This is a genomic window from Acidobacteriota bacterium (assembly GCA_028875725.1).
GTDB lineage: Bacteria > Acidobacteriota > Thermoanaerobaculia > Multivoradales > Multivoraceae > Multivorans.
Window position 1 is genome coordinate 1,544,533 of the sequence record JAPPCR010000006.1, and the last position, 24,191, is coordinate 1,568,723.

Annotated in this window: 19 protein-coding genes and 1 other RNA gene; 17 read left to right on the forward strand and 3 right to left on the reverse strand. The window is 68.6% G+C overall.

From position 1 onward, the window contains the following. Window positions 1-10 precede the first annotated feature (10 nt). The 4 genes from OXI49_08340 to rplI all read left to right on the forward strand — a co-directional run bounded on the left by OXI49_08340 (window position 11) and on the right by rplI (window position 3,337). A complete protein-coding gene (locus OXI49_08340) occupies window positions 11-2,074 on the forward strand; it encodes a sodium-translocating pyrophosphatase (GenBank protein ID MDE2690512.1) in 2,064 nt (687 codons plus the stop codon). Between the two features lie 154 nt (window positions 2,075-2,228). Then, entirely contained in the window at window positions 2,229-2,615 is a 387-nt protein-coding gene (gene rpsF / locus OXI49_08345) for a 30S ribosomal protein S6 (protein ID MDE2690513.1), read from the forward strand. Between the two features lie 2 nt (window positions 2,616-2,617). Further along, window positions 2,618-2,848 carry a 30S ribosomal protein S18 gene (gene rpsR / locus OXI49_08350; protein MDE2690514.1) on the forward strand — a complete coding sequence of 77 codons (231 nt, stop codon included), beginning with the start codon at window positions 2,618-2,620 and terminating at the stop codon, window positions 2,846-2,848. A gap of 42 nt (window positions 2,849-2,890) precedes the next feature. After that, a complete protein-coding gene (gene rplI, locus OXI49_08355; protein MDE2690515.1) occupies window positions 2,891-3,337 on the forward strand; it encodes a 50S ribosomal protein L9 in 447 nt (148 codons plus the stop codon). A gap of 31 nt (window positions 3,338-3,368) precedes the next feature. Here rplI and OXI49_08360 read toward each other — a convergent pair whose 3' ends face one another. Beyond that, entirely contained in the window at window positions 3,369-3,686 is a 318-nt protein-coding gene (locus tag OXI49_08360; GenBank protein ID MDE2690516.1) for a hypothetical protein, read from the reverse strand. Here OXI49_08360 and OXI49_08365 point away from each other — a divergent pair. Next, on the forward strand, window positions 3,666-4,559 hold the full coding sequence (locus tag OXI49_08365) for a class I SAM-dependent methyltransferase (protein MDE2690517.1): 894 nt from the start codon (window positions 3,666-3,668) through the stop codon (window positions 4,557-4,559). The genes OXI49_08360 and OXI49_08365 overlap by 21 nt on opposite strands. A gap of 102 nt (window positions 4,560-4,661) precedes the next feature. On the opposite strand, the gene OXI49_08370 is transcribed toward OXI49_08365, so the two are convergent. Then, window positions 4,662-7,148, reverse strand: a complete 2,487-nt coding sequence (locus OXI49_08370; GenBank protein MDE2690518.1) for a PBP1A family penicillin-binding protein — start codon at window positions 7,146-7,148, stop codon at window positions 4,662-4,664. A 26-nt stretch (window positions 7,149-7,174) separates the two neighbouring features. Here OXI49_08370 and OXI49_08375 point away from each other — a divergent pair, with 26 nt between their 5' ends. The 12 genes from OXI49_08375 (at window position 7,175) to OXI49_08430 (ending at window position 22,564) form a co-directional block, all read left to right on the forward strand. Next, a complete protein-coding gene (locus OXI49_08375; GenBank protein ID MDE2690519.1) occupies window positions 7,175-7,642 on the forward strand; it encodes a hypothetical protein in 468 nt (155 codons plus the stop codon). A gap of 1 nt (window position 7,643) precedes the next feature. Continuing rightward, window positions 7,644-9,701: an excinuclease ABC subunit UvrB gene (uvrB, locus tag OXI49_08380; protein ID MDE2690520.1), complete on the forward strand. Its 2,058-nt coding sequence runs from the start codon at window positions 7,644-7,646 to the stop codon at window positions 9,699-9,701. After that, window positions 9,701-11,512, forward strand: a complete 1,812-nt coding sequence (gene uvrC, locus OXI49_08385) for an excinuclease ABC subunit UvrC (GenBank protein MDE2690521.1) — start codon at window positions 9,701-9,703, stop codon at window positions 11,510-11,512. Before uvrB ends, uvrC begins: the two co-directional genes overlap by 1 nt. Window positions 11,513-11,553: 41 nt before the next feature. After that, window positions 11,554-11,971, forward strand: an RNA gene (gene rnpB / locus OXI49_08390) — RNase P RNA component class A. Then, window positions 11,971-12,906 (forward strand): LD-carboxypeptidase, encoded by a 936-nt coding sequence (locus OXI49_08395; protein ID MDE2690522.1) that lies wholly within the window; start codon window positions 11,971-11,973, stop codon window positions 12,904-12,906. Before rnpB ends, OXI49_08395 begins: the two co-directional genes overlap by 1 nt. Before the next feature lie 14 nt (window positions 12,907-12,920). Then, the gene (locus OXI49_08400; GenBank protein ID MDE2690523.1) at window positions 12,921-15,032 is read left to right on the forward strand and encodes an ATP-dependent DNA helicase RecG; all 2,112 of its coding nucleotides are present in this window, start codon (window positions 12,921-12,923) and stop codon (window positions 15,030-15,032) included. Beyond that, window positions 15,029-16,228 (forward strand): glycosyltransferase family 4 protein, encoded by a 1,200-nt coding sequence (locus OXI49_08405; protein ID MDE2690524.1) that lies wholly within the window; start codon window positions 15,029-15,031, stop codon window positions 16,226-16,228. The genes OXI49_08400 and OXI49_08405 overlap by 4 nt, the downstream gene beginning before the upstream one ends. Further along, entirely contained in the window at window positions 16,225-17,019 is a 795-nt protein-coding gene (locus OXI49_08410) for a segregation/condensation protein A (GenBank protein MDE2690525.1), read from the forward strand. Before OXI49_08405 ends, OXI49_08410 begins: the two co-directional genes overlap by 4 nt. Beyond that, entirely contained in the window at window positions 17,016-17,633 is a 618-nt protein-coding gene (gene scpB, locus OXI49_08415; GenBank protein MDE2690526.1) for an SMC-Scp complex subunit ScpB, read from the forward strand. The genes OXI49_08410 and scpB overlap by 4 nt, the downstream gene beginning before the upstream one ends. Next, entirely contained in the window at window positions 17,626-18,441 is an 816-nt protein-coding gene (locus tag OXI49_08420; GenBank protein ID MDE2690527.1) for a pseudouridine synthase, read from the forward strand. The genes scpB and OXI49_08420 overlap by 8 nt, the downstream gene beginning before the upstream one ends. After that, a complete protein-coding gene (gene cmk, locus OXI49_08425) occupies window positions 18,438-19,106 on the forward strand; it encodes a (d)CMP kinase (protein ID MDE2690528.1) in 669 nt (222 codons plus the stop codon). The genes OXI49_08420 and cmk overlap by 4 nt, the downstream gene beginning before the upstream one ends. Then, window positions 19,103-22,564 (forward strand): ATP-binding protein, encoded by a 3,462-nt coding sequence (locus OXI49_08430; GenBank protein MDE2690529.1) that lies wholly within the window; start codon window positions 19,103-19,105, stop codon window positions 22,562-22,564. Before cmk ends, OXI49_08430 begins: the two co-directional genes overlap by 4 nt. On the opposite strand, the gene OXI49_08435 is transcribed toward OXI49_08430, so the two are convergent. Further along, window positions 22,528-24,114, reverse strand: a complete 1,587-nt coding sequence (locus tag OXI49_08435) for a mechanosensitive ion channel family protein (protein MDE2690530.1) — start codon at window positions 24,112-24,114, stop codon at window positions 22,528-22,530. The genes OXI49_08430 and OXI49_08435 overlap by 37 nt on opposite strands. Window positions 24,115-24,191: the final 77 nt, after the last annotated feature.

A 24,191-nucleotide genomic window follows, 5' to 3' on the forward strand; every position in this document is an offset into this window, starting at 1 on the left:
AGTGGACACGATGTACTACCTTCTGCCCGCCTGCGGCGCGGCGGCTTTGTTCTACGCCTTGCTGCGGAGCAGGTGGATCAACAGACAGGACGCCGGCGACGGCGCGATGCCGGAGATCGCCGGCCACATTCGGGACGGGGCAATGGCGTTCCTCGGCCGCGAGTACCGCATCCTCGCCATCTTCGTCGTCCTGGCGGCGGCCCTGCTGGCGCTCGCCAACTGGGACCGCGCCGGCAGCTCCCCCTTGATCGGGCTGTCCGTTCTCGGCGGCGCCCTCTGCTCGGGGCTGGCCGGCTTCTTCGGCATGCGCGTGGCGACATCGGCCAACGTGCGCACCGCGGCAGCCGCCCGCACGAGCCTGAACCGGGCCCTGGCCGTCGCCTTCTCGGGCGGCGCGGTGATGGGTTTCGCGGTCGTGGGGCTCGGCATCCTCGGCCTGTCCCTGCTGTACCTGCTCTACGCCGCGATGTTCGGCAGCGGCGACAACGACTCGCTGGGCCAGGTGGTGACCGTGCTGACCGGCTTCTCGTTCGGCGCCTCATCGATCGCCCTGTTCGCCCGGGTCGGCGGCGGCATCTACACCAAAGCCGCCGACGTGGGCGCCGACCTGGTGGGTAAGGTCGAGGCCGGGATTCCCGAGGACGATCCACGCAATCCGGCGGTGATCGCCGACAACGTCGGCGACAACGTGGGCGACGTCGCCGGCATGGGGGCCGACCTGTTCGAGTCCTACGTGGGGGCCATCGTCGGAACGCTCGTGCTCGGCATCAGCACGACCACCCTGGCCGGGGAGGCGTTCACGCCGAACCTCATCCTGCTGCCGATGCTGCTCGCCGGCCTCGGCATCCTGGTCTCCCTGGCCTCCACGCTGCTGGTCCGCACGAAGGAGGGCGGCAACCCGCAGCATGCCCTGGATCTCGGCACTTTCGCTGCGGCCGGCGTGATGCTGGTCGTCACCTACTTCACGGCGCAGTACCTCCTGGGCGACAGCAGGTACGTCGTCGAGGGGAAGGAATTCGGCTTCATGGGCGTGTTCCTGGCCACGGTCGCGGGCCTCGCCGCCGGACTGCTGATCGGGCTGATCACGCAGTACTACACGGCCGAGTCCAAGGCGCCGGCGCAGAGCATCGCCAAGGACAGCCAGACCGGAAGCGCCACGAACATCATCGGCGGCCTGGCCGTCGGCATGCAGTCCACCGCGCTGCCGATCGTCGTCCTGACCGCCGCCGTCCTCGTGGCCCACAGCCAGGCTGGCCTGTACGGCATCGCGATCGCGGCCCTCGGCATGCTCTCGACGACGGGCATCCAGCTCGCCGTCGACGCCTACGGACCGGTCGCCGATAACGCCGGCGGCATCGCCGAGATGAGCGCTCTTGGTCCGGACGTGCGCGCCCGCACCGACAAGCTGGACGCCGTCGGGAACACGACGGCGGCGATCGGCAAGGGCTTCGCGATCGGGTCGGCGGCGCTTACCGCCCTAGTGCTGTTCGCGGCCTTCCGCACGACGGTCGGCCTGGAGAGCATGGACCTGGTCAACCCGCGGGTCATGTGCGGGCTGTTCATCGGCGCCATGCTGCCGTTCCTGTTCTCCTCGATGGCGATGAAGGCGGTCGGCAAGGCGGCCTTCGAGATGATCGAGGAGGTCCGCCGTCAGTTCCGCACGATTCCGGGCCTGATGGAAGGCGAGGCGAAGGCCGAGTACGCGCGCTGCGTCGACATCTCCACCGCGGCCGCCCTGCGCCAGATGGTGGCGCCGGGCCTGCTTGCCGTCCTGGTTCCGGTGTCCGTCGGTTTCTGGGACGTCGAGGCTCTGGCCGGGGTCCTCGCCGGCGTGACCGCCGGTGGCGTTCTGCTCGCCATCTTCATGGCGAACGCCGGGGGCGCTTGGGACAACGCGAAGAAGTTCATCGAAGCGGGGGCGCACGGGGGCAAGGGTTCCGACGCCCACAAAGCGGCCGTCGTCGGCGACACGGTGGGGGACCCGTTCAAGGACACGGCCGGGCCCAGCCTGAACATCTTGATCAAGCTGATGTCGGTCGTGTCGCTGGTCATCGCGCCGCTGCTGGTGCTGTAGCGGAGGGCCGGCGATCGACCGTGATAGATTCCGCCGCCGACTCGTTCCGGTCCGCAGACCGGCGCACCCTGGCGGCGCGGGAACGCGCCGCCAGCGTCGCGGCCGGAACGCCCGTCGTCGGGCGATCCGGCGCCCACATCAAGAGGATGAACGATTGACACGGACATACGAACTCGTCTTCATCGCCGATCCACGTCTCTCGGATGAGGAGGCCGTGGAGTTGAGCGATGCCTTCGGCAAGCTGCTGGTGGCTGACGGCAAGCTGCGGATCACCCAGGAGGAATCCTGGGGCAAGCGGCGGCTCGCCTATCCGATCAGGAAGTTCACCGAAGGCCGTTACCACATCTACTACCTGGAGTCCGACGGAGGCGACAACGGCCTCGCCGAGATCGGACAGCGGATGCTCCAGAACGAGCAGGTCCTGCGCCACCTGGTGGTGCGGACCGACCTCGACCTGAAACGCGCCGCCAGCAAGGGCAAGGAGCCGGTCCAGCAGACGACCATGGCCAATATCCCGAGCCAGGCGGCTGGAGGCGTCTAGAAATGCCGAAGCGCAGAACCTTCTTCCGCCGCCGCAAGGTGTGCAAGTTCACCGCCGACGGGATCGAGTACATCGACTACAAGGATGTCGCCACGCTGCGCTCCTTCGTGCCGGAACGGGCCAAGATCCTGCCGCGCAGGATCTCGGGCAACTCCGCGCGGCACCAGCGGATGCTCGCCCGCGCGCTGCGACGGGCCCGTTTCCTGGCCCTGATCCCCTACACAACGGACTGACCGCAGGCATCGGCGGCGACCGAGGCGGCGAGGAACGAGGCAATGGAAGTCATCCTGCTACAGGACATGAGAGGACTGGGCACGCGCGGCCAGGTGGTCGACGTGAAGCCCGGGTACGCCCGCAACTACCTCTATCCGCGGGAGCTGGCGGCGCCTTCCACCGAGTCGAACAAGCTCTGGTTCGAATCGCAGAGGAAGAAGTTCGACGCTCGCCACGAAGCGGAGCGTTCGGCGGCCGCCGAGGTCGCGGCGGAGCTCGCGGCGGTCAAGCTGACGATCCCCAAGCGAGCCAGCGAGACGGGGACGCTGTACGGCTCCGTGACCCCCACGGAGGTGACCGAGGCGCTCGCCGCCGCCGGTGTGCAGGTGGATCGCCGGATGATCGATCTCACCGGCGGCATCAAGACGGTGGGCGAGCACCTGGTGCGGGTCGACCTCCACACGGAGGTCATCGCCGAAGTCGCCATCGAGGTAGTGCCTGAAACCTAGGGCCGATAGCGAAAGCTCCGGCGCGGGAGCCTCACCGGAAGTCGCCGACTTCCTGGGAGAACAGCCCACGCGTGATCTCGGCGACTGGCGCCATCTCTGGGAGCGGGACATTCCGTTTCCGATTCGCAGCCATCGCGGTGTCGCCGGCCGTCTGCTCGTCGCCTTCAAGCGGCTTCTGCGCCCCTTCGTTTCGCTGCCCCAGAACGATCTCTGGGAGCGGCAGCGGGTTTTCAACCTGATTCTGCTCGATGTCTTCGAGCACCACCTCCAGGCGTGGAGGGACCACCAGGAACGCGTGGAGCGACTGTTCGAGCAGCGTATCGGCGACTTGGACCACCGGACGCGGCACCTGGAGAACTTCCTCCGCGAAGGGCTCGACGAGGTCATGCGCCACGACGACGCCCTGTTCGGCCGGGTCGACCGCAAGCTGGACCGTTACCGGAGGGAAGCGGACGAACTGGCCGGGTTGTTGCGGTCGGCCCTCGCCCAGAGCCCGGAGGGGCACAAGGAACTCCGAGAGGCCGACGCGGACGTCTCCTACATCGACTTCGAGCACAGGTTCCGAGGCAGGGAAGAGGACATCCGCGACCGCCTCCGCGTCTACTTGCCGCGGCTCCGTCGGGCGGCGCCGGTCCTGGACCTCGGCTGCGGCCGGGGTGAAGCCCTGGCGCTGCTGGAAGCCGAGGGCGTGGAGTGCCGCGGCGTCGATCCCTCCTCGGCGATGGTGCGGCACTGCCGTGAGCAGGGTCTTGACGTCGACGAGAACGACGCGCTGACCGCGCTGGTCCAGACCGAGCGGGCATCTCTGGGCGGCGTCGTCTCCTTCCACGTCATCGAGCATCTCGCTCCGGAGAACATCGAGCGTCTGGTCCGCCTCGCCTTCGCGGCCCTGCGGCCGGGAGGGATTCTGGTGCTGGAGACGCCGAATCCGCTCTCCGTCGCGGTGACGGCCCGCAGCTTCTGGCTTGATCCGACACACGAGAGACCGGTTCATCCGGAGGCGCTGTCCGCGTGCTACGAACAGGCGGGCTTCACCGGTATCGAGCGACTCGACCTTCGGCCGTATCCCGAGGAGGAGCGGTTGCCGGAGATCCAGGTCGACGGGTTGGACGGGCAGAGCCGGGAGCTGGCCGACCGGCTGAATCGGCTCCGCGACGAGCTCGACGACTTCCTGTTCGGCTACCGCGACTACGCCCTGATCGGCCTGCGGCCGGAACGCTAGCGCCGCCAAATCTGTCGCAGGCTCCATGTTTGGCCCCAGCCCCCACCTCACTAGCACCCTGCGTCGCAGCACTTGCTTCGCCGCGTTCTGCGGCGCAGGCTCCTAGAGTCCCTCGGCTCTGTCGCCTTTCTGCCAGCCGCGCATGATCGGCGTCCAGTCGAAGAGGTCTTCCGGCATGTTCTCTCCCGCCTTCGGCTCGCCGTACAGTGCGCGTTGCTGGTACCACGGCAGGTCGTAAACCGCGCGAGTCTCGGGGTCGAACGAAAGGACCGGCTCGGTGCCTACGATGAAGGCCTCTTCGATGACGCGCTGGCCGGACCGGCGCCGCGCCGGCAGGAGGCCGGAGTGGTACTCGACCTGCCGCAGCCGCACCTGGTTGGGCCTGGTGAAGGTCAGAGTGGGGTCCAGCCAGCCGTCCTCGATACCCAGGCGGAGCACCTCGTTCCAGATCGGCAGAGCCGCCACGGCGCCGGTCATGTTCCTTCCGATTCGCTGCTGCTGGTCGTAGCCGACCCAGACGACCAGGGTGTACCGGGGTGTGAAGCCCGCGAACCAGGCGTCTGTGAACCCGTCTGTCGTACCGGTCTTCCCGGCGACGGCCGCGAGGCCGAGAGCCCGCGCAGACTGGGCTGTGCCGCGCTGGACCACACCCGAGAGGACGTGGGTGAGCAGGAAGGCGACCTCGGGCGTGACGACGGTCGATGCCTGTGGCACGTGAGCATCGAGTTCGCGGCCGTCGCGGGTCGTGACGCGCTCGACGAAGTAGGGCTCCACGTGGACACCCAGGTTGGCGATCGTCGCGTAGGAGGTCGCCACCTCGAGCACGGTCAGGTCGGCCGCGCCCAGGGCGAGGCTCGGATAGGGAAGGAGCGGCGAGCGGATGCCCGTGCGGTGGGCGAAGTCGACGACCCGTTCCGCACCGACGATGTCGTGGAGCTTGACCGACGTGACGTTGATCGACCTTTCCAGGGCCCGCCGCAAAGTCACGATGCCCAGATACTGCCGGTAGAAGTTCCGGGGACTGTAGTTGAGCTGGTTGTCGGCGCCCAGGAACGCGGCGGGCGCGTCGAACAGGGTGTCGGCGGGGGTGAAGCCGTGCTCGAAGGCGGCGCCGAACACGAGCGGCTTGAACAGGGAGCCGACCTGGCGCCGGGCCTGAAAGGCGCGGTTGAACTCGCTGCGATCGTAGTCCCAGCCTCCGACCATCGCACGCACGGCACCGGTCGCCGACTCGAGCAGCAGGACCGCGCCCTCGATCCGCGGTTCCTGGACGAGCTCCAGCTCGAAGCGCGCCTGGTCCGTGCCCTCGTCGCCATCCGTAGCGGCATCATCGCTGACAGACCGCAACTCGAACCACGCGACATCGCCCCTCCGCAGCGGCGGAGAATCCCTGCGCGTCCACTCGTAGCCCGAGGCCTCCAGCATGAAACGGTGATCCGCGATCCGAATCTCCGCGTTCTCCCGCCCGCGCTGGAGAACGACACCCGGCGCCCAAACGCCCACCTCGGGCTCGAAGCCGACCCACCTGGCCAGGACGCCGCCGAATGACTCGGCCAGGTCCGGAGCGGTCAGATCGTCCTCGTTCACCCGGGCGACCGCTCCACGGTAGCCACGCAGACGGTCGATCCTCACCAACCCTCCGCGCAGCGCCTGCCCCGCAGCGCTCTGCATTCTCTGGTCGAGAGTCGTCTGCACCTGCAGGCCGCGCTCGTACAACCCCTTCTGCCCGTACGAGCGGTACAGGTCGAGGCGGACCTTCTCCGCGAAGTAGGGCGCGACCGGCTTCGGCTCTCGCTGCGTGACGACGTTGAGCGATGTCGCTGCCGCCTCGACGGCCTCGTTCCGCGTCATCACGCCGCGTTCGCCGAGCATCCGCAGGATGGCGTCGCGTCGTGTGCGCACGATCTCCGGCCGAAGGTAGGGCGTCCACACGCTCGGACTCGGCACGATCGCCACCAGGGTCGCCGCCTCGCTGTAGGTCAGTTCGGCGGACGGCTTGCCGAAGTAGTAGAGGGACGCGGATTCGACGCCGTAGTTGCCGTGGCCGAAGTAGGTGAGGTTGCAGTAGAGAGTGAGGATCTGCTGCTTGCTGAGACGCTTCTCGAGTTCGACCGCCAGCAGGGTCTCCCGGATCTTCCGACGCCAGACCTTGGCCCGGTCCAGGAAGAGCATCCGCGCCACCTGCATGGTGATCGTGGAGGCGCCCGAGAAACGCTCCCCGCGCCGCCAGTTCTGCAGGACCGCGCGAAAGACGCCGATGATGTCGAAGCCGGCGTGGGTGTAGAAGCTCCGGTCCTCGGCGGCGAGCAGGACACGCGCGAACGGTTCCGGCACCTCGCCCTCGGCGAGCAGGATGCGCTTCTCGACGGAGTAGCTCCTGAACGGCTCTCCGTGGCGGTCGCTCAGCCGGGTGATCTGGCTGGGCGTCAGTTCGGCCACGGTCTCGACCTGCGGCAGATCGATCACCGCGGCAACGCCGACGCCCAGGAGCACGCCCGCGATCGGGGTGACGGCGACCGGCGCCAGCCAGCGCCAGTGCCTGACGCACCAGCCTCGCACCGCGTCCGGGGCTTTCCGCACCGCGTTCATCTCGCGAATATCATAAGGCGCGTTCCATGACTCCCGAAGCCGACCAGGCGTCCGACCTGCCGCCGCTGCCGGAACCCTTCCCCGAGCCGACGGCGGCTCAGCCGGCGGACCCGGATCGGAAGCGTCGCGGCTGCCTGGTCGGAGGGCTTGTGGGCTGCGGCCTGATCGTCGTGCTGTTGCTGGTCGGCCTCGGCGTTTTGGTCACCCAGGCTGACGAACTGCTCGAATACGTCCTGGACTTCAGCCGGGAACGGATCGTGACCGAGCTGCCGGAGGACGTGCAGCACGCCGAACGTCAACGTCTGGAGCGGGCGTTTGATTCCGTGCTCGAGCACTACCGGAGCGGAGCGGCCACGCCGGCAGACAATCGCCGCCTGCAACTGGCGCTCACCGACGCGCTCCGGAGGCTCGAGCGGGGCCTCTTCGATCAGGACGACCTGCGCCGGCTGACGGAGCGCCTTGAGAACATCGCGGCGTCCGACCCGGGAGGCTGACTTGCGGCGGGCCGTCGATTCCCGGGCCGAGTTCCCCTCCGACGCCGGGAGTACCGGACGTTTCGAACTCGTGTCTCCCTTCAGCCCGCAGGGCGATCAGCCGGCGGCGATCGGTGAACTCGCGGACGGAGTCCGGACCGGCCTCCCCGAACAGGTTCTGCTCGGAGTGACCGGTTCGGGCAAGACCTACACCGTGGCCAAGGTGATCGAGGCCGTGAACCGGCCGACGCTCGTCCTCTCTCACAACAAGACGCTGGCGGCCCAGCTCTACCAGGAGTTCAGGAGCTTCTTCCCGCACAACGCGGTGGAGTACTTCGTCTCCTACTACGACTACTACCAGCCCGAGGCCTACGTTCCTCAGTCCGACACCTACATCGAGAAGGAGACGAGTATCAACGACGAGATCGACCGCCTGCGGTTACGGGCCACGATCTCCCTGTTCGAGCGCCGCGACGTTCTGATCGTGGCTTCCGTCTCCTGCATCTACGGTCTTGGCGCGCCGGACGTCTTCTTTTCGATGCTCCAGTTCTTCGAGCGCGGGGTCGAACTGCCGCTCGAACGGGCCCAGCGGAGCCTGGCCGAGATGCAGTACGAGCGCACCCGCCTCGATCTCTTCCACGGCAGCTTCCGGGTGCGCGGCGATGTGCTCGAGATTCTCCCCGCCTACGACGACCGCGGCATCCGGGTCGAGTACTTCGGCGACGAGGTCGACCGGGTCTGCCGCTTCGACGTGATCAGCGGCCGGGTCCTCGAGGAGGTGGACCGAATCCCGGTCTTCCCGCGCAATCACTACGTGACGCCAGAGGAGCGGATGCGGCGCGCGATAGCGTCGATTCGGGAGGAACTCGGCGAGCACCTGGCGGCCCTCGAGCGGGAGAACCGTCTGCTCGAGATGCAGCGGCTGGAGCAGAGAACCCGCTACGACCTGGAGATGCTCCGCGAACTGGGCTCCTGCGCCGGGATCGAGAACTACTCCCGCCACCTCTCCGGACGGGCGCCGGGCGAAGCGCCGCCGACCTTCCTCGATTACCTGCCCGAGGACTTCCTGCTCGTTGTCGACGAGAGCCACCAGACGATTCCGCAGGTCGGCGGCATGTACCGCGGCGATCGGGCGCGCAAGGAAACCCTCGTGGAGTTCGGCTTCCGGCTGCCGAGCGCGCTGGACAACCGGCCGCTGCGCTTCGACGAGTTCGAGGAGCGTTGCGGCCAGCGAATCTACGTGTCGGCGACCCCGGGGCCGTTCGAGCTGGAACGAACCGGCGGGGTCGTGGTGGAGCAGATCATCCGGCCGACCGGACTGCTCGATCCGAGGATCGAACTGCGGCCTTCGGCGAATCAGATCGACGACCTGGTGGCCGAGGCCCGCGAGGCCATTGACCGTGGTGAGCGCGTCCTGGTGACGACGCTGACCAAGCGCATGGCGGAAGAACTCACCCAGTACCTGAACGAGCTCGGTCTCAGGGTGCGCTATCTGCACAGCGACATCGACACCCTGGAACGGGTCGAGATCACAACCGCCCTGCGCCGCGGCGACTTCGACATTCTGGTCGGCATCAACCTCCTGCGCGAGGGCCTCGATCTGCCCGAGGTGTCGGTCGTCGCCATCCTGGACGCTGACAAGGAGGGCTTCCTGCGTAGCGAGGTGTCGCTGATCCAGACGGCGGGCCGGGCGGCCCGCAACCTGAACGGCCGGGTGATCTTCTATGCCGACCAGCGGACCGAGTCGATCGACCGGTCGATCAGCGAAACGGAGAGACGGCGCCGGGTGCAGGAGAGCTACAACCGGGAACACGGAGTCGAACCGGCCTCCATCCTGAAGGAGGTGCACAGTCCTCTGGTGCAGATGAGCAACCTGGACTACTTGCACAAGGCGGGAGCGGAAGCGGAGGCCGCGGTGGAGGACCTGTTGCGCGAGGACGCGGCCGAGATGCCGCTGGAACGTCGAATCGCGCGCCTCGAGAAGGCGATGAAGCAGGCTTCGAAGCGACTCGAGTTCGAGCAGGCCGCGGTGCTCCGGGACCGGCTCAGGGAACTCCGGGAACTCAAGGTGATGGGCTGATGCACCCGGAGCTCTCCCGCAAGCTCGGCGAACTGCCGGACCTGCCGGGGATCTACATCTTCAAATCGGAGGCGGGGGAGGCGCTGTACGTCGGCAAGGCGAAGTTCCTCAGGCGCAGGGGCGCCGCCTACCGCAAGCCGGCCGACGATCCGCGCATCGCGCTGATGCTCCACGACGCGGTCGACGTCGAGTTCGTCGTGACCGACTCCGAGGCGGAAGCCCTGCTGCTCGAGAACAACTGGATCAAGAAGCGCCAGCCGCGCTTCAACATCCGTCTCCGCGACGACAAGACCTACCCGTACCTCAAGCTGACCCTGACCGACGGACATCCGCGGCTTGCCTTCACCCGCCGCATCCGTCGCGACGGGGCGGAGTACTACGGTCCCTACCTGCCGGCCGGGCTGGCCCGCAAGGCGATCAAGCTGACCCAGAAGCTGTTCGGCATCCGGGTTTGCCGGATCGACATCGACGGCAGCCTGCCGCGGCCCTGCCTTTACTACGACATGAAGCGCTGCCTCGGTCCCTGCGTCGACGGGCTGACCACGGACGAAGCCTACGCCGAGGCGGTGGAGAAGGCCCGGCTGTTTCTGGCCGGCCGGAACGAGGAACTGCTGAAGGACCTGCGTGCCCGGATGCGGACGCTCGCGGACCAACTCGAGTTCGAGGCGGCGGCCCGGCTGCGCGACACGATCCACGAGGTCAACGAGGTCAGCCAGCGCCGCAAGCTCAGCTCGGCCCGCGGGGAGGACGTCGACATCTTTGGCGTTCACACGAGCGGCGACAACGCGGCAGTCACTGTTCTGGTCATGCGGAGCGGTCAGGTGCTGGACCGCCGCGAGCTGTTCTGGGAAGGCGTCCCCAGGATCACCGCCGAGCGCCTGCTCTCCGAGCTGCTGCCGCAGCTCTATGACCGGACGACGCTGATTCCGAAGGAGGTCCACCTGCCGGTGCCGATCGAAGGCGAGGAGGCGCTGATCGAATGGCTGAGCAGCCGCAGGGAGTCCAGGGTCTACCTCCGCATGCCGTCGCGCGGGCCGAAGGCGCAACGCATCGCGCTCGCCAACCGCAACGCCGCGATGGCCTTCCGCCGCCGGTTCCGCGGCGGGGGCGCGGGCGGCGAGGCCGGCTCGGCGCTACGGAAGGCGCTCGACCTGGCCGATCCGCCGCGGCGGATCGAGGGCTTCGACATCTCGACCTTCGGCGGCAGCCAGACCGTCGCCTCGCTGGTCGTCTGGAGCGACGGGCGGATGGTCAAGGGCCAGTATCGCAGCTTCAACATCCGCGGTCTCTCCCAGGCCGACGACTTCGCCGCGATCCGCCAGGCGGTGAGCCGCCGCTACCGTCGCGTGCTCGACGAGGTCGGAGAGATGCCCGACCTGATCCTGATCGACGGCGGGCGTGGACAGTTGAACGCCGCGCTGGAAGCCCTGGTGGACTTGGGGGTGGACGAGACCCCGGTGGTCGGGCTTGCCAAGAAAAAGGAGGAGCTCTACGTTCCGGCCCGTCCCGCGCCGCTCAGGCTGAGGCGGAGCCATGCGGGCCTTCGCGTGCTGCAACAGGTTCGGGACGAGGCCCACCGCTTCGCCGTCTCCCGCCACCGACGCCGCCGCTCCCGGAGGGCATTGCACAGCCGGTTCGACGACCTCCGGGGTATCGGGCCGCAACGGCGCAAGCTGCTGGTGCGACGCTTCGGCAGCTACGCCGGCGTAGCCCAGGCCTCGGAACAGCAACTGCGCGAAGTGCTCGGACCGAAGCTGGCGCGCTCGGTCCACGCCGCGATCCACGGCGAGCGCTCACGCTCCCGGCAGTGAAGGGACGGAAACCGCGGCGCACGCTGCTAGTCTCTGCCCTGCCGGAGGACTGGACGCGGTCGCTGCCGGCGGGAAACCGCCGGGGGAGGAAAGTCCGGACTCCAACGGACGGCATGCTTGCTAACGGCAAGGCGCGGTGACGCGACGGAAAGTGCAGCAGAGAGCAGACCGCCCGCCCTCGACCCTCGGGGTCCGAGAGGATCCCAGGGATTGTCGAGGGCAGGCAAGGGTGAAACGGTGCGGTAAGAGCGCACCGCTCGGCCGGCGACGGTCCGAGGCGATGGCAAACCCCATGTGGAGCAAGACCAAATAGGGAGAGCGGATCGGGTTGTCCGTCCCGGTTCCGGCCGCTCGCGGCGCGGGACGTTCTCCGGGTAGGTCGCATAGATGAATGGCCGCCTCCCGAAGCCCTCGGGCTATGGGATGAACAGAATCCGGCTTACGAGGTCCTCCGGCACTTGACCTTCCAACCCGGCCAGCGTGTTTCCGCCGCCGAACGTCCCCCCGCGGCGAAGCCCGGCGACCGGGTGGGGATCGCCGCGCTTTCGGGCCGAATCGACCGGGACCGGCTGGCCGCCGGCGTTGCCGGCCTGGAGGAACTCGGCTTCGAGCCGGTTCTCGCAGCCAACCTGCGGCCCGAAGCGTCGCTCAGCGGACGGCCGCTGTTCGCGGGCTCGGACGCAGAGCGCCTGGAGGCTTTCCATGAACTTGCGGCCGACGTCTCGATTGCGGCGATCGTCTTCGCGCGCGGGGGCTACGGCGTCCCCCGCATCCTCGGACAGGTCGACTGGGCTCTGCTCGCCGCCAGGCCGCGCCCGTACGTCGGCTACTCGGACCTGACGCCCCTGCTCCTGGCGCTGGTCTCGAGGACGGGGACGATGGCCTTTCACGGCCCCATGGCGGTGGACTTGGCGCGGGGTCTCTTGCCCGAGGAGCGCCGTTCTTTCCTGGACGCGCTCGCGGGCCGGCTTTCGGGCCCCTGGGCGCTCGACCGGGTTTCCGCGGGATCGTCGGCCGGCCGACCTCCGGCGATCGAAGGCCGTCTGCTCGGAGGGTGTCTCACGATGTTGGCCGCGTCGGTCGGAACGGGGCTGCTGCCGAGCTTCCAGGACTCGATCCTCGTCCTCGAGGACATCGACGAACCGGAGTACCGGATCGACCGGCTGCTCACCCAGCTTCGGACATCCGGTCAGGCGACCGGTGTTCGCGCCGTGATCGCCGGCCATTTCACGAACTGCGATGCGCGCGCCAGCCTGATCGACTTCGCCGCTGCGCTCGGCGCGCCGCTGTTCACCGGACTGCCGGCCGGCCACCAGGCGCCGAACCACACCGTGCCGTTGGGCGCCAGTGTGTCCCTCGACGTCCGGAACGCGACGCTCGAAGTCGAACGGTAGCTCTGGCGGGGACGATGGACGCGCGCGATCCGATCACCAGTGCGCGCGGCGTCGGGCCGGTGCTGGGGCGCCGTCTGGCCGCCGGTGGCTGCCGGCGGATCGCGGACCTCCTGGCGCACCTCCCGCTCCGCTACGAGGACCGTCGCACGCTGGGCCGGTTGCCCGGAGCCGACGACGACGCAACCGAGTCCGTGCAGCCCGGCCTCCTGACCGTGGTCGCGCGACTTGAGAACCTGAAACGAGTGTTTGGGCGGCGACGTTTCTCCCGCGTGGAGGCGGTCGCCTGCGACGGTGCAGCCAGGGTCGGCGTGGTTTGGTTCAACCGCCCCTACCTGGCGCGGCAACTCGAAGAGGACGTGCCCTACCTCCTGCACGGCCCACTCCGCCGACGCGGTGCGGACGGTCCCTGGCAACTCTCGAATCCGTCCGTCGAGCGGATCGGTGGCGGAGAATCCGACGGCGGCGGCGTGCGGCCGGTCTACGGGCGGATCGGGGAGGTACCGCCGTCCCGAGTGGCTCGGCTCGTTGCCGGTGCGATCCGGACGCTGCGGGACACCTCGGGACCCGAGTGGATCGAGGAGTGGCTTCCACGCGAGGAGCGGACGAAGCACGAGCTACCCCGACTGGCGGAGGCCCTGACGGAAGTCCACTCGCCGTCGCGGGAAGCCTCGATCGGGGAACTGAACGCCAGGCGGAGTCCGGCCCATGCCCGCCTCGCCTACGGGGAGTTCCTGCTCCAGCAGTTGCAACTCGCCGTGGTCCGTCGCCAGCGGCGTCGATCCGGGAAACCCCATCGCTACCGCGCCCACGCCGACGCGTGGGCGGCGGCGACCCGGCTTCTGCCGTTTCGCCTGACCGGCGCGCAGGAACGGGTGCTCGGAGAGATAGGCGACGATCTCGCCGGAGAGGAGCCCATGCTCCGTCTGGTACAGGGCGACGTGGGCAGCGGCAAGACGGTCCTGGCGGCCCTCTCCTGTCTGATCGCCGCCGGGAGCGGCCTGCAATCGGCGCTGATGGCGCCGACCGAGCTCCTGGCCGAGCAGCACTTCGCTTCCCTGGAACGACTGCTCGGCTCCAGCATGACGGTCGCCCTCGTCACTTCGGGGCAGCGCGTGACCAGCGACGGCGGCCCGGTGGAGGAGGGGATCGCGGACGGCCGGGTAGACCTCGTCGTCGGCACGCACGCCCTGATCGAGGAACGTACGAGGTTCGCGCGGCTGGGCCTCGCCGTGATCGACGAACAGCATCGTTTCGGCGTCGTCCAGCGCCAGTCCCTCGTTCGGAAGGGCCAGCGACCGGACCTCCTGGTCATGACGGCGACCCCGATTCCCAGGTCGCTGGCGCTGACGGTGTACGGTGATCTCGACGTGTCGATCCTGGACGAGATGCCTCCCGGTCGCCGCCCGATAGAGACCAGGGTGACGACGGACGGCGGGATGGAGGAGGCGGTGAACGACGTGCGGAGGCGACTGAAGCGTGGCGGCCGGGCCTACGTCGTCTTTCCCCTGATCGACGGCGGGGAGGGTGCTGCCGCCGGACTGCCTTCGCTCACGGAGTCCGGCCCGAAATGGGCGCGCGCGCTCGCGGTTCCCCACGGCGTCGTGCACGGACGCCTCCGGCGCCAGGAGCGGGATGAAACGATGAGCCGCTTTGCCGGTGGGTCGATCCAGGTCCTGCTGGCGACGACCGTGATCGAAGTCGGCGTCGACGTGCCCGAGGCGACGGCGATGGTCATTCTGGGAGCCGAGCGTTTCGGTCTCGCCCAGTTGCACCAGTTGCGGGGGCGGATCGGTCGCGGTACGGATCCACGGCTGGGAGAACCGCTCTGCATCGCGATCGCGGGGGAGCCCTCGGCCGAGGCGGAACGGCGGCTGAGCGTGTTCGCGGACTCGACCGACGGTTTCCGGATCGCGGAAGAGGACATGCGGCAACGGGGACCGGGCGAGATTCTCGGTACGCGTCAGGCCGGTCTGCCGCAGTTTCGGTTCGGCGACCTGGCGCGCGACTGGGATTGGCTGGTGGCGGCGCGGCGGGACGCGTCCGAACTGCTGGACCGTCTGGCGGATCCCGAGAACGACGCTCTGCGGCGACAGGTGGGGCGGCGCATCCCCGGCTTTCTGCCATGAGAGTGTTGCTGGTCGCCAACGTGCTGCCGCCGAAGGACCTGTCCGGCGCCGGGGAACAGGTGCTGCAGCTCGCCTGGGGGCTGAGGCAGGCCGGTTGCGAAGTCGACATCATGGGTCGTGACCGTTGTGGACCGAACGTCTCGAAGGTCGCCTTTCCCTGGCGGGCGCGGAGTGCTGTCCGGCATGTGGTCCGGGAGTGGCGGCCGGAGATCGTGCAGGTGCACGAAAGCGACGGCGGCCTGGTGATCCGCGATCTCGCGCGGCTCGACCGCGCGTCGAGGCCGCTGCTGGTGGCACTCCAACAGGTGAGCTACGTGCGGGAACGTCAGGCGGTCCGCCCACTCGTCGATCGTGACCAGGATGCCAGGGTGGTCGCCCGACCCGTTCGGAGCGAATTGCTGTTCCGGGCGCTCCGGACTCCCCTGCACATCGCGCTCGGCCGGCTGACCGCGAGGCGGTCGGACGTGCGGCTCGCCCCGAGCCGGGCGACCGCGCGCGAGATCGAGCGTGACTACGGCGTGGAGGATGTGCGCGTGGTGCCGAACGTCACCGGCGCGCCGTTCGACGCACGCGCGGGGGAGTCGGCGGCCGCCGCCGGCCGGGACGAACCGGTTGTCGGCGAACCGTACGTGCTGGCCGTGGGCCGGCTGCGAATACGGAAGGGAATGGAGATTCTGTTGCAGGCGATGGCGCAGGTCCGTGATCGCGGCCACCGCCCGCGCCTAGTCGTGGCCGGCGACGGCGAGCGCCGGGGGGCGCTCGAGGCAATGTGCGAACGGCTCGGACTTGACTCCTGCATTCACTGGGCGGGACGCTGCTCGCGGTCGGAAGCGGCGCGGTTGAGGCGGCGGGCGACCGCGCTGATCGTGCCCTCGACCTACGAGGGCATGCCTCTTGTCGTGCTGGAAGCGATGAGCGACGCCGTCCCCGTCATCGCGTCCGCGGTCAGCGGCATTCCCGAGGTCGTGGTCGATGGGGAGACCGGCTGGCTCGTCCCGCCTGAACGCTCGGCCGCGCTCGCCGCCGCGCTGATCGAGGCGATTTCCGATCCTGGTGCGGCGCGAGTTCGCGGCGAGGCTGGACGGCAGCGCCTCGATCGGCGGTTTCGCCCGCACCACGCGGCCCGGCACTGGTTCGAGGCTGTGGGCTCGGCGGGCCTTTCGGTGCCGGCAGTGTGGGAGAATCCACCCGGATGAAGCTCGTGGATGGGCACGGCAGCCTGTTGCCGGCGTCGTGGAGGGTCCAGCTCCCTGCTTTCGAGGGTCCGCTCGACCTGCTTTTGCACCTGGTCCGCATCAACGAGATCGAGATCACGGACATCCCGGTCGCGCTGATCTGCGACCAGTTCCACGAGTATCTGGCGCTGATGGACGAGCTCGATCTGGACATAGCCGCCGAGTACATCTACGAGGCTGCACTGCTGATTCAGCTCAAGGCCAGGGTGCTGCTGCCCCGACCCGAACCGGAAGCGGGCGAAGCGCCCGAGGACCCGCGACGGGAGCTGATCGAACGCCTCCTCGAGTATCAGCGGCTGAAGGAAGCGGCACAGACGCTCGCGGAGGTCGACGATCTCCGCCATGGGCTGTGGACGCGGAGCGGCACGCCTGCCGCGGCGCCCGGGGACGACGACGAGGAGTTCGACATGGGGGATCTCTCCCTCTTCGACCTCCTGCAGGTCCTGCGCAACGTGCTGAAGCGCTACGACGAGGAGCATCCGAGTCCGCTGACCTACCAGGGCGAGACGTTCAGCGTTCGAGGCCAGATCGAGAGGCTTCTGCGGCGCTTCGATGGCGGCCGGTCGCTCGACCTCCAGGATGACCTCTTCGCGCTGTCGAGCCGGGCCGAGGCGATCGCCTGCTTCCTGGCGGTGCTCGAGATGGCGAGACTGAACCTGGTCCGGCTCCACTCATCCGGGGACAGATCGGTACTGATCTTTCGCACGACCCGGCCGCTGGATCCGATCTTGCTTGAGGACTTCACCGGATGACCGACCAGGCGGAGATGGCAGCGGTGTTCGAGGCGTTGCTATTCGCGAGCCCGGATCCGCAATCCGAAACGAAGCTGCTCGAGGTTTTCCCCGAGAACTCCCGGGAGCAGGCGCGCGAAGCTCTTCAGACCGTCCTGGCGCGCTACCGCGCCGATGAGTCCGGCGCGCAGCCTGACCGCGGAGTCGTCGTCGATCACGCCGGCGGCGGCTACCGGCTCGTGACGCGCCCGGACCTCCATGCCTATCTGCGGAAGTACTTCGATGTCGCCGGCCGTAGCAAGCTCTCGATGGCCGCGGTGGAAACGCTGGCGATCGTCGCCTACCGTCAACCGGTGACCACCCCCGAGGTCCAGGACCTTCGGGGCCGCAACTCCGCCGGTGTCCTCAAGACGCTGCTCGAGCGGCGGTTGATCCGTATCGCCGGCCGCAAGGAGGTCGTGGGCAGCCCGTTTCTCTATGCCACGACGCGCGACTTCCTGCTTCACTTCGGCCTGCGCTCACTGTCGGAACTGCCGCCGCTCGAAGAGTTCGAGGAGACCTTCCTGGCGGCGGCGGCGGAAGAGGTCCCTCAGTCCGAGCTCACCCTGGCGCCGGTGGACTCAGGAGATGGCTGAGCGGCGGCGGGGCGAACGGCTCCAGAAGGTCCTCTCCCGAGCGGGTATCGCGTCTCGTCGGGCAGCGGAGGATCTCATTCGGGAAGGGCGGGTCACGATCGACGGCCGCGTGGCGGTGCTCGGCGACCGGGTTGCCCCAGCAGGAGAGCCTCCGGTCGCGGTACTGGTGGACGGTGAGCCGATCCGTCGGCGCGCCGCCTCGCGATACGTCCTGCTGAACAAGCCGTCGGGCTACGTGACCACGCGGTCGGACCCCGAGGGTCGGCCCACGGTGATGGACCTCATTCCTGACAGGTGGCGCCGGCGGCTGAAGCCGGTCGGGCGGCTCGACTACGGCACGGAGGGTCTGCTGCTGGTAACCGATGACGGCGACCTCGCGCATCGCCTCACCCACCCTCGCTTCGGCTGTTCAAAACGGTACCTCGCCAAGGTCCGGGGCCTTCCGGCGGATTCGTCGATCGCGCGCCTTCGAGGCGGCATGGTGATCGCGGGTCGCCGGACCGCACCGGTGAGATTGACCCGGGCGCCGGCCCGGCGCGGCGCCCGCCCGGCCCGTGCCTCGAGTTGGTGGGAGATCGAGTTGGTCGAGGGGAGGACGCGCCAGATCCGCGAGATGTTCTTCCGCGTCGGGCATCCGGTGCAGCGGCTGCGTCGCGTGGCAATCGGCCGCCTTGAGGACGCGGAGCTTCCGCTCGGGTCCTGGCGAGAGCTCTCCCCCGATGAACTCGCCGCTCTTCGCGGGAACTCGGGACCTGGGCCGCGCAAAGGCTCTCCCGGCCGGCGCCGACGGAAACCGCGTCGCCGATGACCGTCGTGGCGATCGACGGTCCCGCCGGCGTCGGCAAGAGCACCGTGGCGCGCCGGGTGGCGGCGCAACTCGGCGTGCCCTACCTCGATACCGGCTCCATGTACCGGGCCGTCGCGTGGAAGGCCCTGGAGGAAGATCTCGATCCGGCCGACGGGCTGGCAATGAGCAGGTTGATCGCGGGGCTCCACTTCGAGTTACGCCCACGCAATGACGAAGCCGAGGTGGTTGTGGACGGGGCAGCGCCGGGCGTTCAGCTCCGAACCCCGCGGGTCGACGCGGCGACCTCGCGGGTTGCCGTCCACCCGGCGGTGCGCTCCTGGCTCGTTGCGAAGCAGCGCGAGTTCGCCGCCAGGGAGGGCGCGGTGGTGGAGGGAAGGGACATCGGCACGGTCGTCTTTCCGGAAACCCCGCACAAGTTCTATCTGGATGCTCCGCTCGAGATCCGGGCCGAGCGCCGGATGCGCCAACTCGCTGGCCGCGAGTGCGGCGACCGCGGCCGGTTGCTGAGGGAGATGCGCGCCCGGGACGAGCGCGACATCCGCCGTAGCGCCTCGCCGCTGAGGCGCGATGAAACCTACGAGCTGATCGACACCTCGGCCGGCGACGAAGAGCAGGTTGCGGCCCGGATCCTCCGGTCCGTACGGGCGGCAGCGACGGAACCATGACTGCCTCGGCGGGCCGGCGCGGCGGAGGTACGGCCGAGCTTCGCATCATCTTCGGCCTGTTTGGTCTGGCCGCCGTCCTGTTCGCGGTCGATCGCTGGCCACGGAGCAGCGACGAGGCGCCGCTACCGACGCGCGCCCAGACGGCCGCGATGGAATCCACCTACCGGGACCTGCTGCTGGATTTGCTGGCGGATGCCGAACGCGCGGCCGAGAGTGTCCGCAGCACCGTCGACGTGCCCCTCGGTTCGGTCGAGGCCAGGCTGAGCGTGTTCGAGGAGCTGGACCGGGCCAGCCGTACGGGAGGACGCACCTTGGTTCTGGTCGGTCCCGACGGCCTGGCGCAGGCCTGGGGCGGTTCGGGACTTCGACACGATCTGCCCCTGGATCGGCTGTTGCCTGGAGGCATCAGCCAGACCGCCGGCTTCACGGCGGTTTCGCTCTATGCAGCCATCGACATGAGCGCGGGAGAGGGCGGTTGGCGGCTGATCGTCGGCAACAGCTTCCCGACCGACTCGTTGCCGTTCCCTACGCCCTTCGGACTCAGGCGCCACGGCGTCAGGTGGTCAGTTCGGGATCACTCCGCGGAACCCCTGACCCCCGCTCTCGAGGCACTCGGCATTCGCGAGCTGGGTCCGCCCGATGGCGTTCCCGGACCCTGGCTACGGCTCCGGTTCGAACCCGCGGCCGAGCCGTCCTCGTCCATCGGCACCTGGTTCACTCTGGTGACCTTCGCTCTCGGGGTCGGCCTGTCGGTGGTCTGGCTGTTTCGGCGCTGGAGCGCCCGGACGCCCGCGAGGCCTCACCCGGGGATCGCGACTCTCGGCCTGACCGGCATCGTGGCGGCAACCGGCTACGGTCTCTTCCGGTGGCGGATCTGGGTGACCGAAGCCACCGGTGCGCCGCCGGATCCGGGGACTTCCTTCGGGGGTCCGATCGGTGACTGGGCGGTGTTGCTGGCGGCCTGGCTGATCCTCGCGGCAGCCTTGTTCTGGGCGCTGGGTTGGTCGCAGGGGCGGGACTGGATGCATGTCTTGTTGACGGCTGCCGCGGCGGCCACGGGCGTCGGCCTGCTTGCGGAAGTCACCCACAGGCCGGCGCTGCGCGCAGTGCTCATGGAGAACGTTCGAGCGGGTCTCGATGCTCCGCCTCCGGAGGGAGTCGCGGCAGTTGCGGAAAGGACAAGCGCGTTCCTCGCGGCGACCGACTTGAGAATGCTGGCCCTGGGTGACCCACACGAACTCGACGATCACCAGGACCTGGCTCTGGAACTCTGGAGCCGATCACCCCTGGCGGCTTCCGAGATGGTCTCCGCACTCGCCGTGATCCGCGAGAGCCCGGTTTCAACCTTCTCCTACGGCTTGCCGGTCGATTCGGAAACAGGCGGCCTCGACGCGGCCAGCGCCCGCTGGCCATCGGGTGATCTCCCGATCTGGCAGCAGCAGCGAAGCGCCTCGGACGAGTTGTCGCTGAGCTCCGCCGGGCAGGAATGGGGTACGGTTCGTTTCTGGACGGCGGCACTGCCGAAAGTCGACGTCTGGAGCCCCGTCACGTCGGGCGCCGGTGGTGAGCTTCAGGTACGCCTGCTTCGGGGCGGCCCGGACCGAAGTCGAAGCGGCTCGGTTCCGTCGGCGAATGCGGAACTTGCCTATGTCGACGGCGCCGGCCGTCCCCTCGTCTCGCCGTGGCAGGAAGACTGGCTGTTGCCGCCGCCGTCCGAGGCCGTGGATCCGCGCCGGTTCCTGAAGGTCGAGACCCCCGCGGGACCGGCCCTGGCCTGGTTCAGCCCTACGGATCTGCCGGGCCTCTGGATCGTCGCGCTGCTACCGGAGGAGGCAGTGGCGGAGCGTCTTTGGCGGATCGCCACGGTGGCAACGCGGCTCGTGCTGGCGGTCTCCGCGGCGGCATTCGCCGTTCTCCTGATCAGCCTGCCCACGGCGAAGCTGCGGAGACGCCTGCTACCCGACATCCGGCGCTACTCCGTGCGCCTCACGGCGGTGCTTGCCCTGATCGCCATCGTGCCGCTGACGCTGCTCAATGGTCTCCTCTTCCGGAATCTGGCGGCCCGGGTTCAGGCAGAGCAGGAGGCCGCGGGCCGTACCGCTCTCGTGTCGCTCGAGTACGTTCTGACGGACTTTCTACTCGGTCTGGAAGCAGGTTTCTCGATTGACGCCCAGTTGGACGACGAGCTTCTGTCCTGGCTCGCGGAGGTCGTGGGCCACGAAGTGAACCTGTATTGGCGGGGCAGCGTCTACGCGTCCAGCAAGCCGGACCTCTTCACCGCCGGCCTCATGCCGGAACGGATTCCGGGGAACGTCTACAGCCGGTTGGCCCTGCTTGGCCATCCGACGGCCGCGCGGGTACAAACCACGCGGCAGGGCACGTCGTACCTGGAGCTGTACACGCCGGTGTCTCTGGGGGAAGTGCGCCCGGGAGAGTCGGGGCTGTTCGTGTCCGTGCCGCTGCTGGCGCAACAGGAGGCGGCTACGCGAGAACTGGCCGCCCTCAGGCGGCAGGCCCTGGTCGTCACAACCGCCCTCGTGCTACTGCTGGTCACCGTCGGCGCGCGGCTCGCGCGAGGATTCACCCGTCCGCTGGTGCGAATGATCGACGGCGCCGACCGCATTGCCGGCGGAGCGGCCTCGCTGGGCTTCGCACCGCGGGAAACGGAGCTCAGGACGCTGGCCGAGGCGATCGACGGCATGGCGGCTCGTATCGCGTCGGCGCGGGCCGATCTGGTCCGCGCGCAACGACTCGAGGCCTGGGCCGAGATGGCGCGGTTGATCGCGCACGAAGTGAAGAATCCGCTGACGCCGATCCGGCTCTCGACCGAACACCTGCGACAGGTGTGGCGGGATGCCCCGGACCGCCTGGAGGAAGTATTCGACCGGTGTACCGGCAACATCCTGAGGCAGGTGGAAGAGCTGGCGCGGACCGCGGGCGAGTTCTCGACCTACAGCAGGATCCCGCTCGCCCGACCGGCGTCCGACGATCTGGCGGAAGCGGCTCGGGAAGTCGTCGAGGGGTACGGAAGCACGGCGCATGGGGCAGTGGCCGTCCTTTTCGAGTCGGAGCCTGGAGCGGCGGATGCCGCCCTCGCGTTCGACCGGCGCCTGATGCAGAGAGCGCTGCGCAACCTGATCGAGAACGCCCTCCGGGCCAGCAGCAAGGATGGAGAAGTGCTCGTGAGAATCGAGCCCGGGGGTCCGGACGGCGCAGTCGCCCTGACCGTCTCGGACCGGGGCCCTGGCGTCTCGGACAGCGATCTGGAGCGGATCTTCGAGCCCTACTTCTCGACCTCGAGCGGAGGCACCGGTCTGGGGCTTCCGATCGCTCGCCGGATCGTCCAGGAGCATGGCGGATCGATCACCGCGGCCGCCAGGCCTGGCGGAGGACTCTCGGTTCGCATCGTCCTTCCGGGGGATCAGTCGCACGAATCGTCCGTCGGAGCCTCCAACTGAATCGTCCGCGTGGGGAAGGCGATGCGCACCCCGAGCCGGTCAGCGAGTCGAAGAATGTCCAGGGCCAGATCGTGACGGAGCCGCAACTCCGTACTCCAGTCCGGGGCCAGGAAGAAGACGTAGAGCATGATCTCCAGGCCGTCGGCGCCGAACTCGTTCAGGTGAATCTCGAAGGCGTCCTGCCGCATCGACTCGTTGGCGCGGACGATCTGCCTGAGCCCCTCGCAGAAGGCGTCGACGGTCTCCGGCGGTGTGTCGTACGTGATGCTGATGCGAGTGCTCCACCGGCGAAACGGCCGCGCGCCGTAGTTGTCGACCGAGGCGTCGATCAACCTGGCGTTGGGGAGGGTGATCAGTGAGGCGTAGAACGTCCGGACGCGGGTGCTGCGGAAGCCGATCTCCTCGACCACACCTTCGACGTCACCGACCTTGACCCAGTCGCCGATGCGAAACGGCCGGTCGAGCAGGACGGTGACCGAACCGAACAGGTTCTTGAGCAGATCCTGCGCCGCGAGGGCCACCGCGAGGCCACTCAATCCCAGGCCGGCGAGCAGCGCCGTCACGTCCCGCCCCTGCTGGGCGAGCAGGAAGACGAGGCCGAGGATGGCGACCGCCACCTTCAGCGTCTTCGTGACGAACGGGACCAACTGGTCCTGGAACCGGTTCTCGGCCCTGGCGGCGCGCGCTCGAAGCGCCGTTCCGAGCAGATCGATCTGGGCGAATGCCACGCGGCCGAGCGCCAGCAGAAACAGCACGAGAACGACCACGTCCAGCCAGGCATGGACGCGGGGCGGCAGGCCGAGCCACTGGAGTCCAAGCCACCACACTCCGGCCATGACCAGCAGTCCGGTCGGGCGCAGGATACGGCGCGCACCCTGGAGATCGAGGGACTCGTAGCGTCTGTTCAGCGGTCCGGACAACAGACCGTAGGCGATCCAGACGACGATACGGTCGATCAGCAAGCCGATCAGGACGAGGATCGGCAGCGCCAGCCACTGCCACGGGTGGAGGACGAAGCCTCCGGTCCGCAGATAGGACGGAACACGATCCCGGAGCCAGGTCGCCGCCGTTACCGGCGCTTCCTCGACCCCTTCGACCACCGATCGGTCCCGCAGATCCTGGTACAGCGTCGGGATGGCTGCCACCGTCTCGCGCGTGAACAGCCAGTTCCCGTTCTCGTCCGGCGCCAGCACGATCGGTGCGGACAGGTCGTCGTTGAACACCCACCGGTCCAGATCGCCGTCAACGGGTATGCCAGCGAGGTCCACGAACTCGAGCCGGTCGATCACGTGCTTCAGTTCGCTGGCCAGGTTCCTTCCCTGCCGCGCCCGCACCGGGAACGGGAGATCCCCCAGATCGAGGCAGCCGGCCGCGGTCTCCAGATCCGGACGACCATCGTCGGTCGCGAAGGCCTCGAGGAAGGCGCGCATCGTTTCCCGTGGACTCGACAACGACTGGTCAGCCGCCGGCTGGGCAAAGGCGAACCAGGCCGCGGCGAGGAGCGCGCCACTGGCGAGAAGACTGACTCTTCGCAGGACGGGAGAGGTCATGGCGGCGACACTCTTCCAACCGCCGCCGGAACCGTCAAGCGTGGCCCAGCGCCACGGGCTGCTAGCGTGGCCGTCGG

Coding starts and splice junctions, on each gene's coding strand:
- OXI49_08340 (MDE2690512.1), top strand. CDS start 11: ATGTACTACCTTCTGCCCGCCTGCGGCGCGGCGGCTTTGTTCTACGCC.
- rpsR (MDE2690514.1), top strand. CDS start 2,618: ATGCCGAAGCGCAGAACCTTCTTCCGCCGCCGCAAGGTGTGCAAGTTC.
- rplI (MDE2690515.1), top strand. CDS start 2,891: ATGGAAGTCATCCTGCTACAGGACATGAGAGGACTGGGCACGCGCGGC.
- OXI49_08370 (MDE2690518.1), bottom strand. CDS start 7,148: ATGAACGCGGTGCGGAAAGCCCCGGACGCGGTGCGAGGCTGGTGCGTC.
- OXI49_08375 (MDE2690519.1), top strand. CDS start 7,175: ATGACTCCCGAAGCCGACCAGGCGTCCGACCTGCCGCCGCTGCCGGAA.
- uvrC (MDE2690521.1), top strand. CDS start 9,701: ATGCACCCGGAGCTCTCCCGCAAGCTCGGCGAACTGCCGGACCTGCCG.
- OXI49_08400 (MDE2690523.1), top strand. CDS start 12,921: ATGGACGCGCGCGATCCGATCACCAGTGCGCGCGGCGTCGGGCCGGTG.
- OXI49_08405 (MDE2690524.1), top strand. CDS start 15,029: ATGAGAGTGTTGCTGGTCGCCAACGTGCTGCCGCCGAAGGACCTGTCC.
- OXI49_08410 (MDE2690525.1), top strand. CDS start 16,225: ATGAAGCTCGTGGATGGGCACGGCAGCCTGTTGCCGGCGTCGTGGAGG.
- scpB (MDE2690526.1), top strand. CDS start 17,016: ATGACCGACCAGGCGGAGATGGCAGCGGTGTTCGAGGCGTTGCTATTC.
- OXI49_08420 (MDE2690527.1), top strand. CDS start 17,626: ATGGCTGAGCGGCGGCGGGGCGAACGGCTCCAGAAGGTCCTCTCCCGA.
- cmk (MDE2690528.1), top strand. CDS start 18,438: ATGACCGTCGTGGCGATCGACGGTCCCGCCGGCGTCGGCAAGAGCACC.
- OXI49_08430 (MDE2690529.1), top strand. CDS start 19,103: ATGACTGCCTCGGCGGGCCGGCGCGGCGGAGGTACGGCCGAGCTTCGC.
- OXI49_08435 (MDE2690530.1), bottom strand. CDS start 24,114: ATGACCTCTCCCGTCCTGCGAAGAGTCAGTCTTCTCGCCAGTGGCGCG.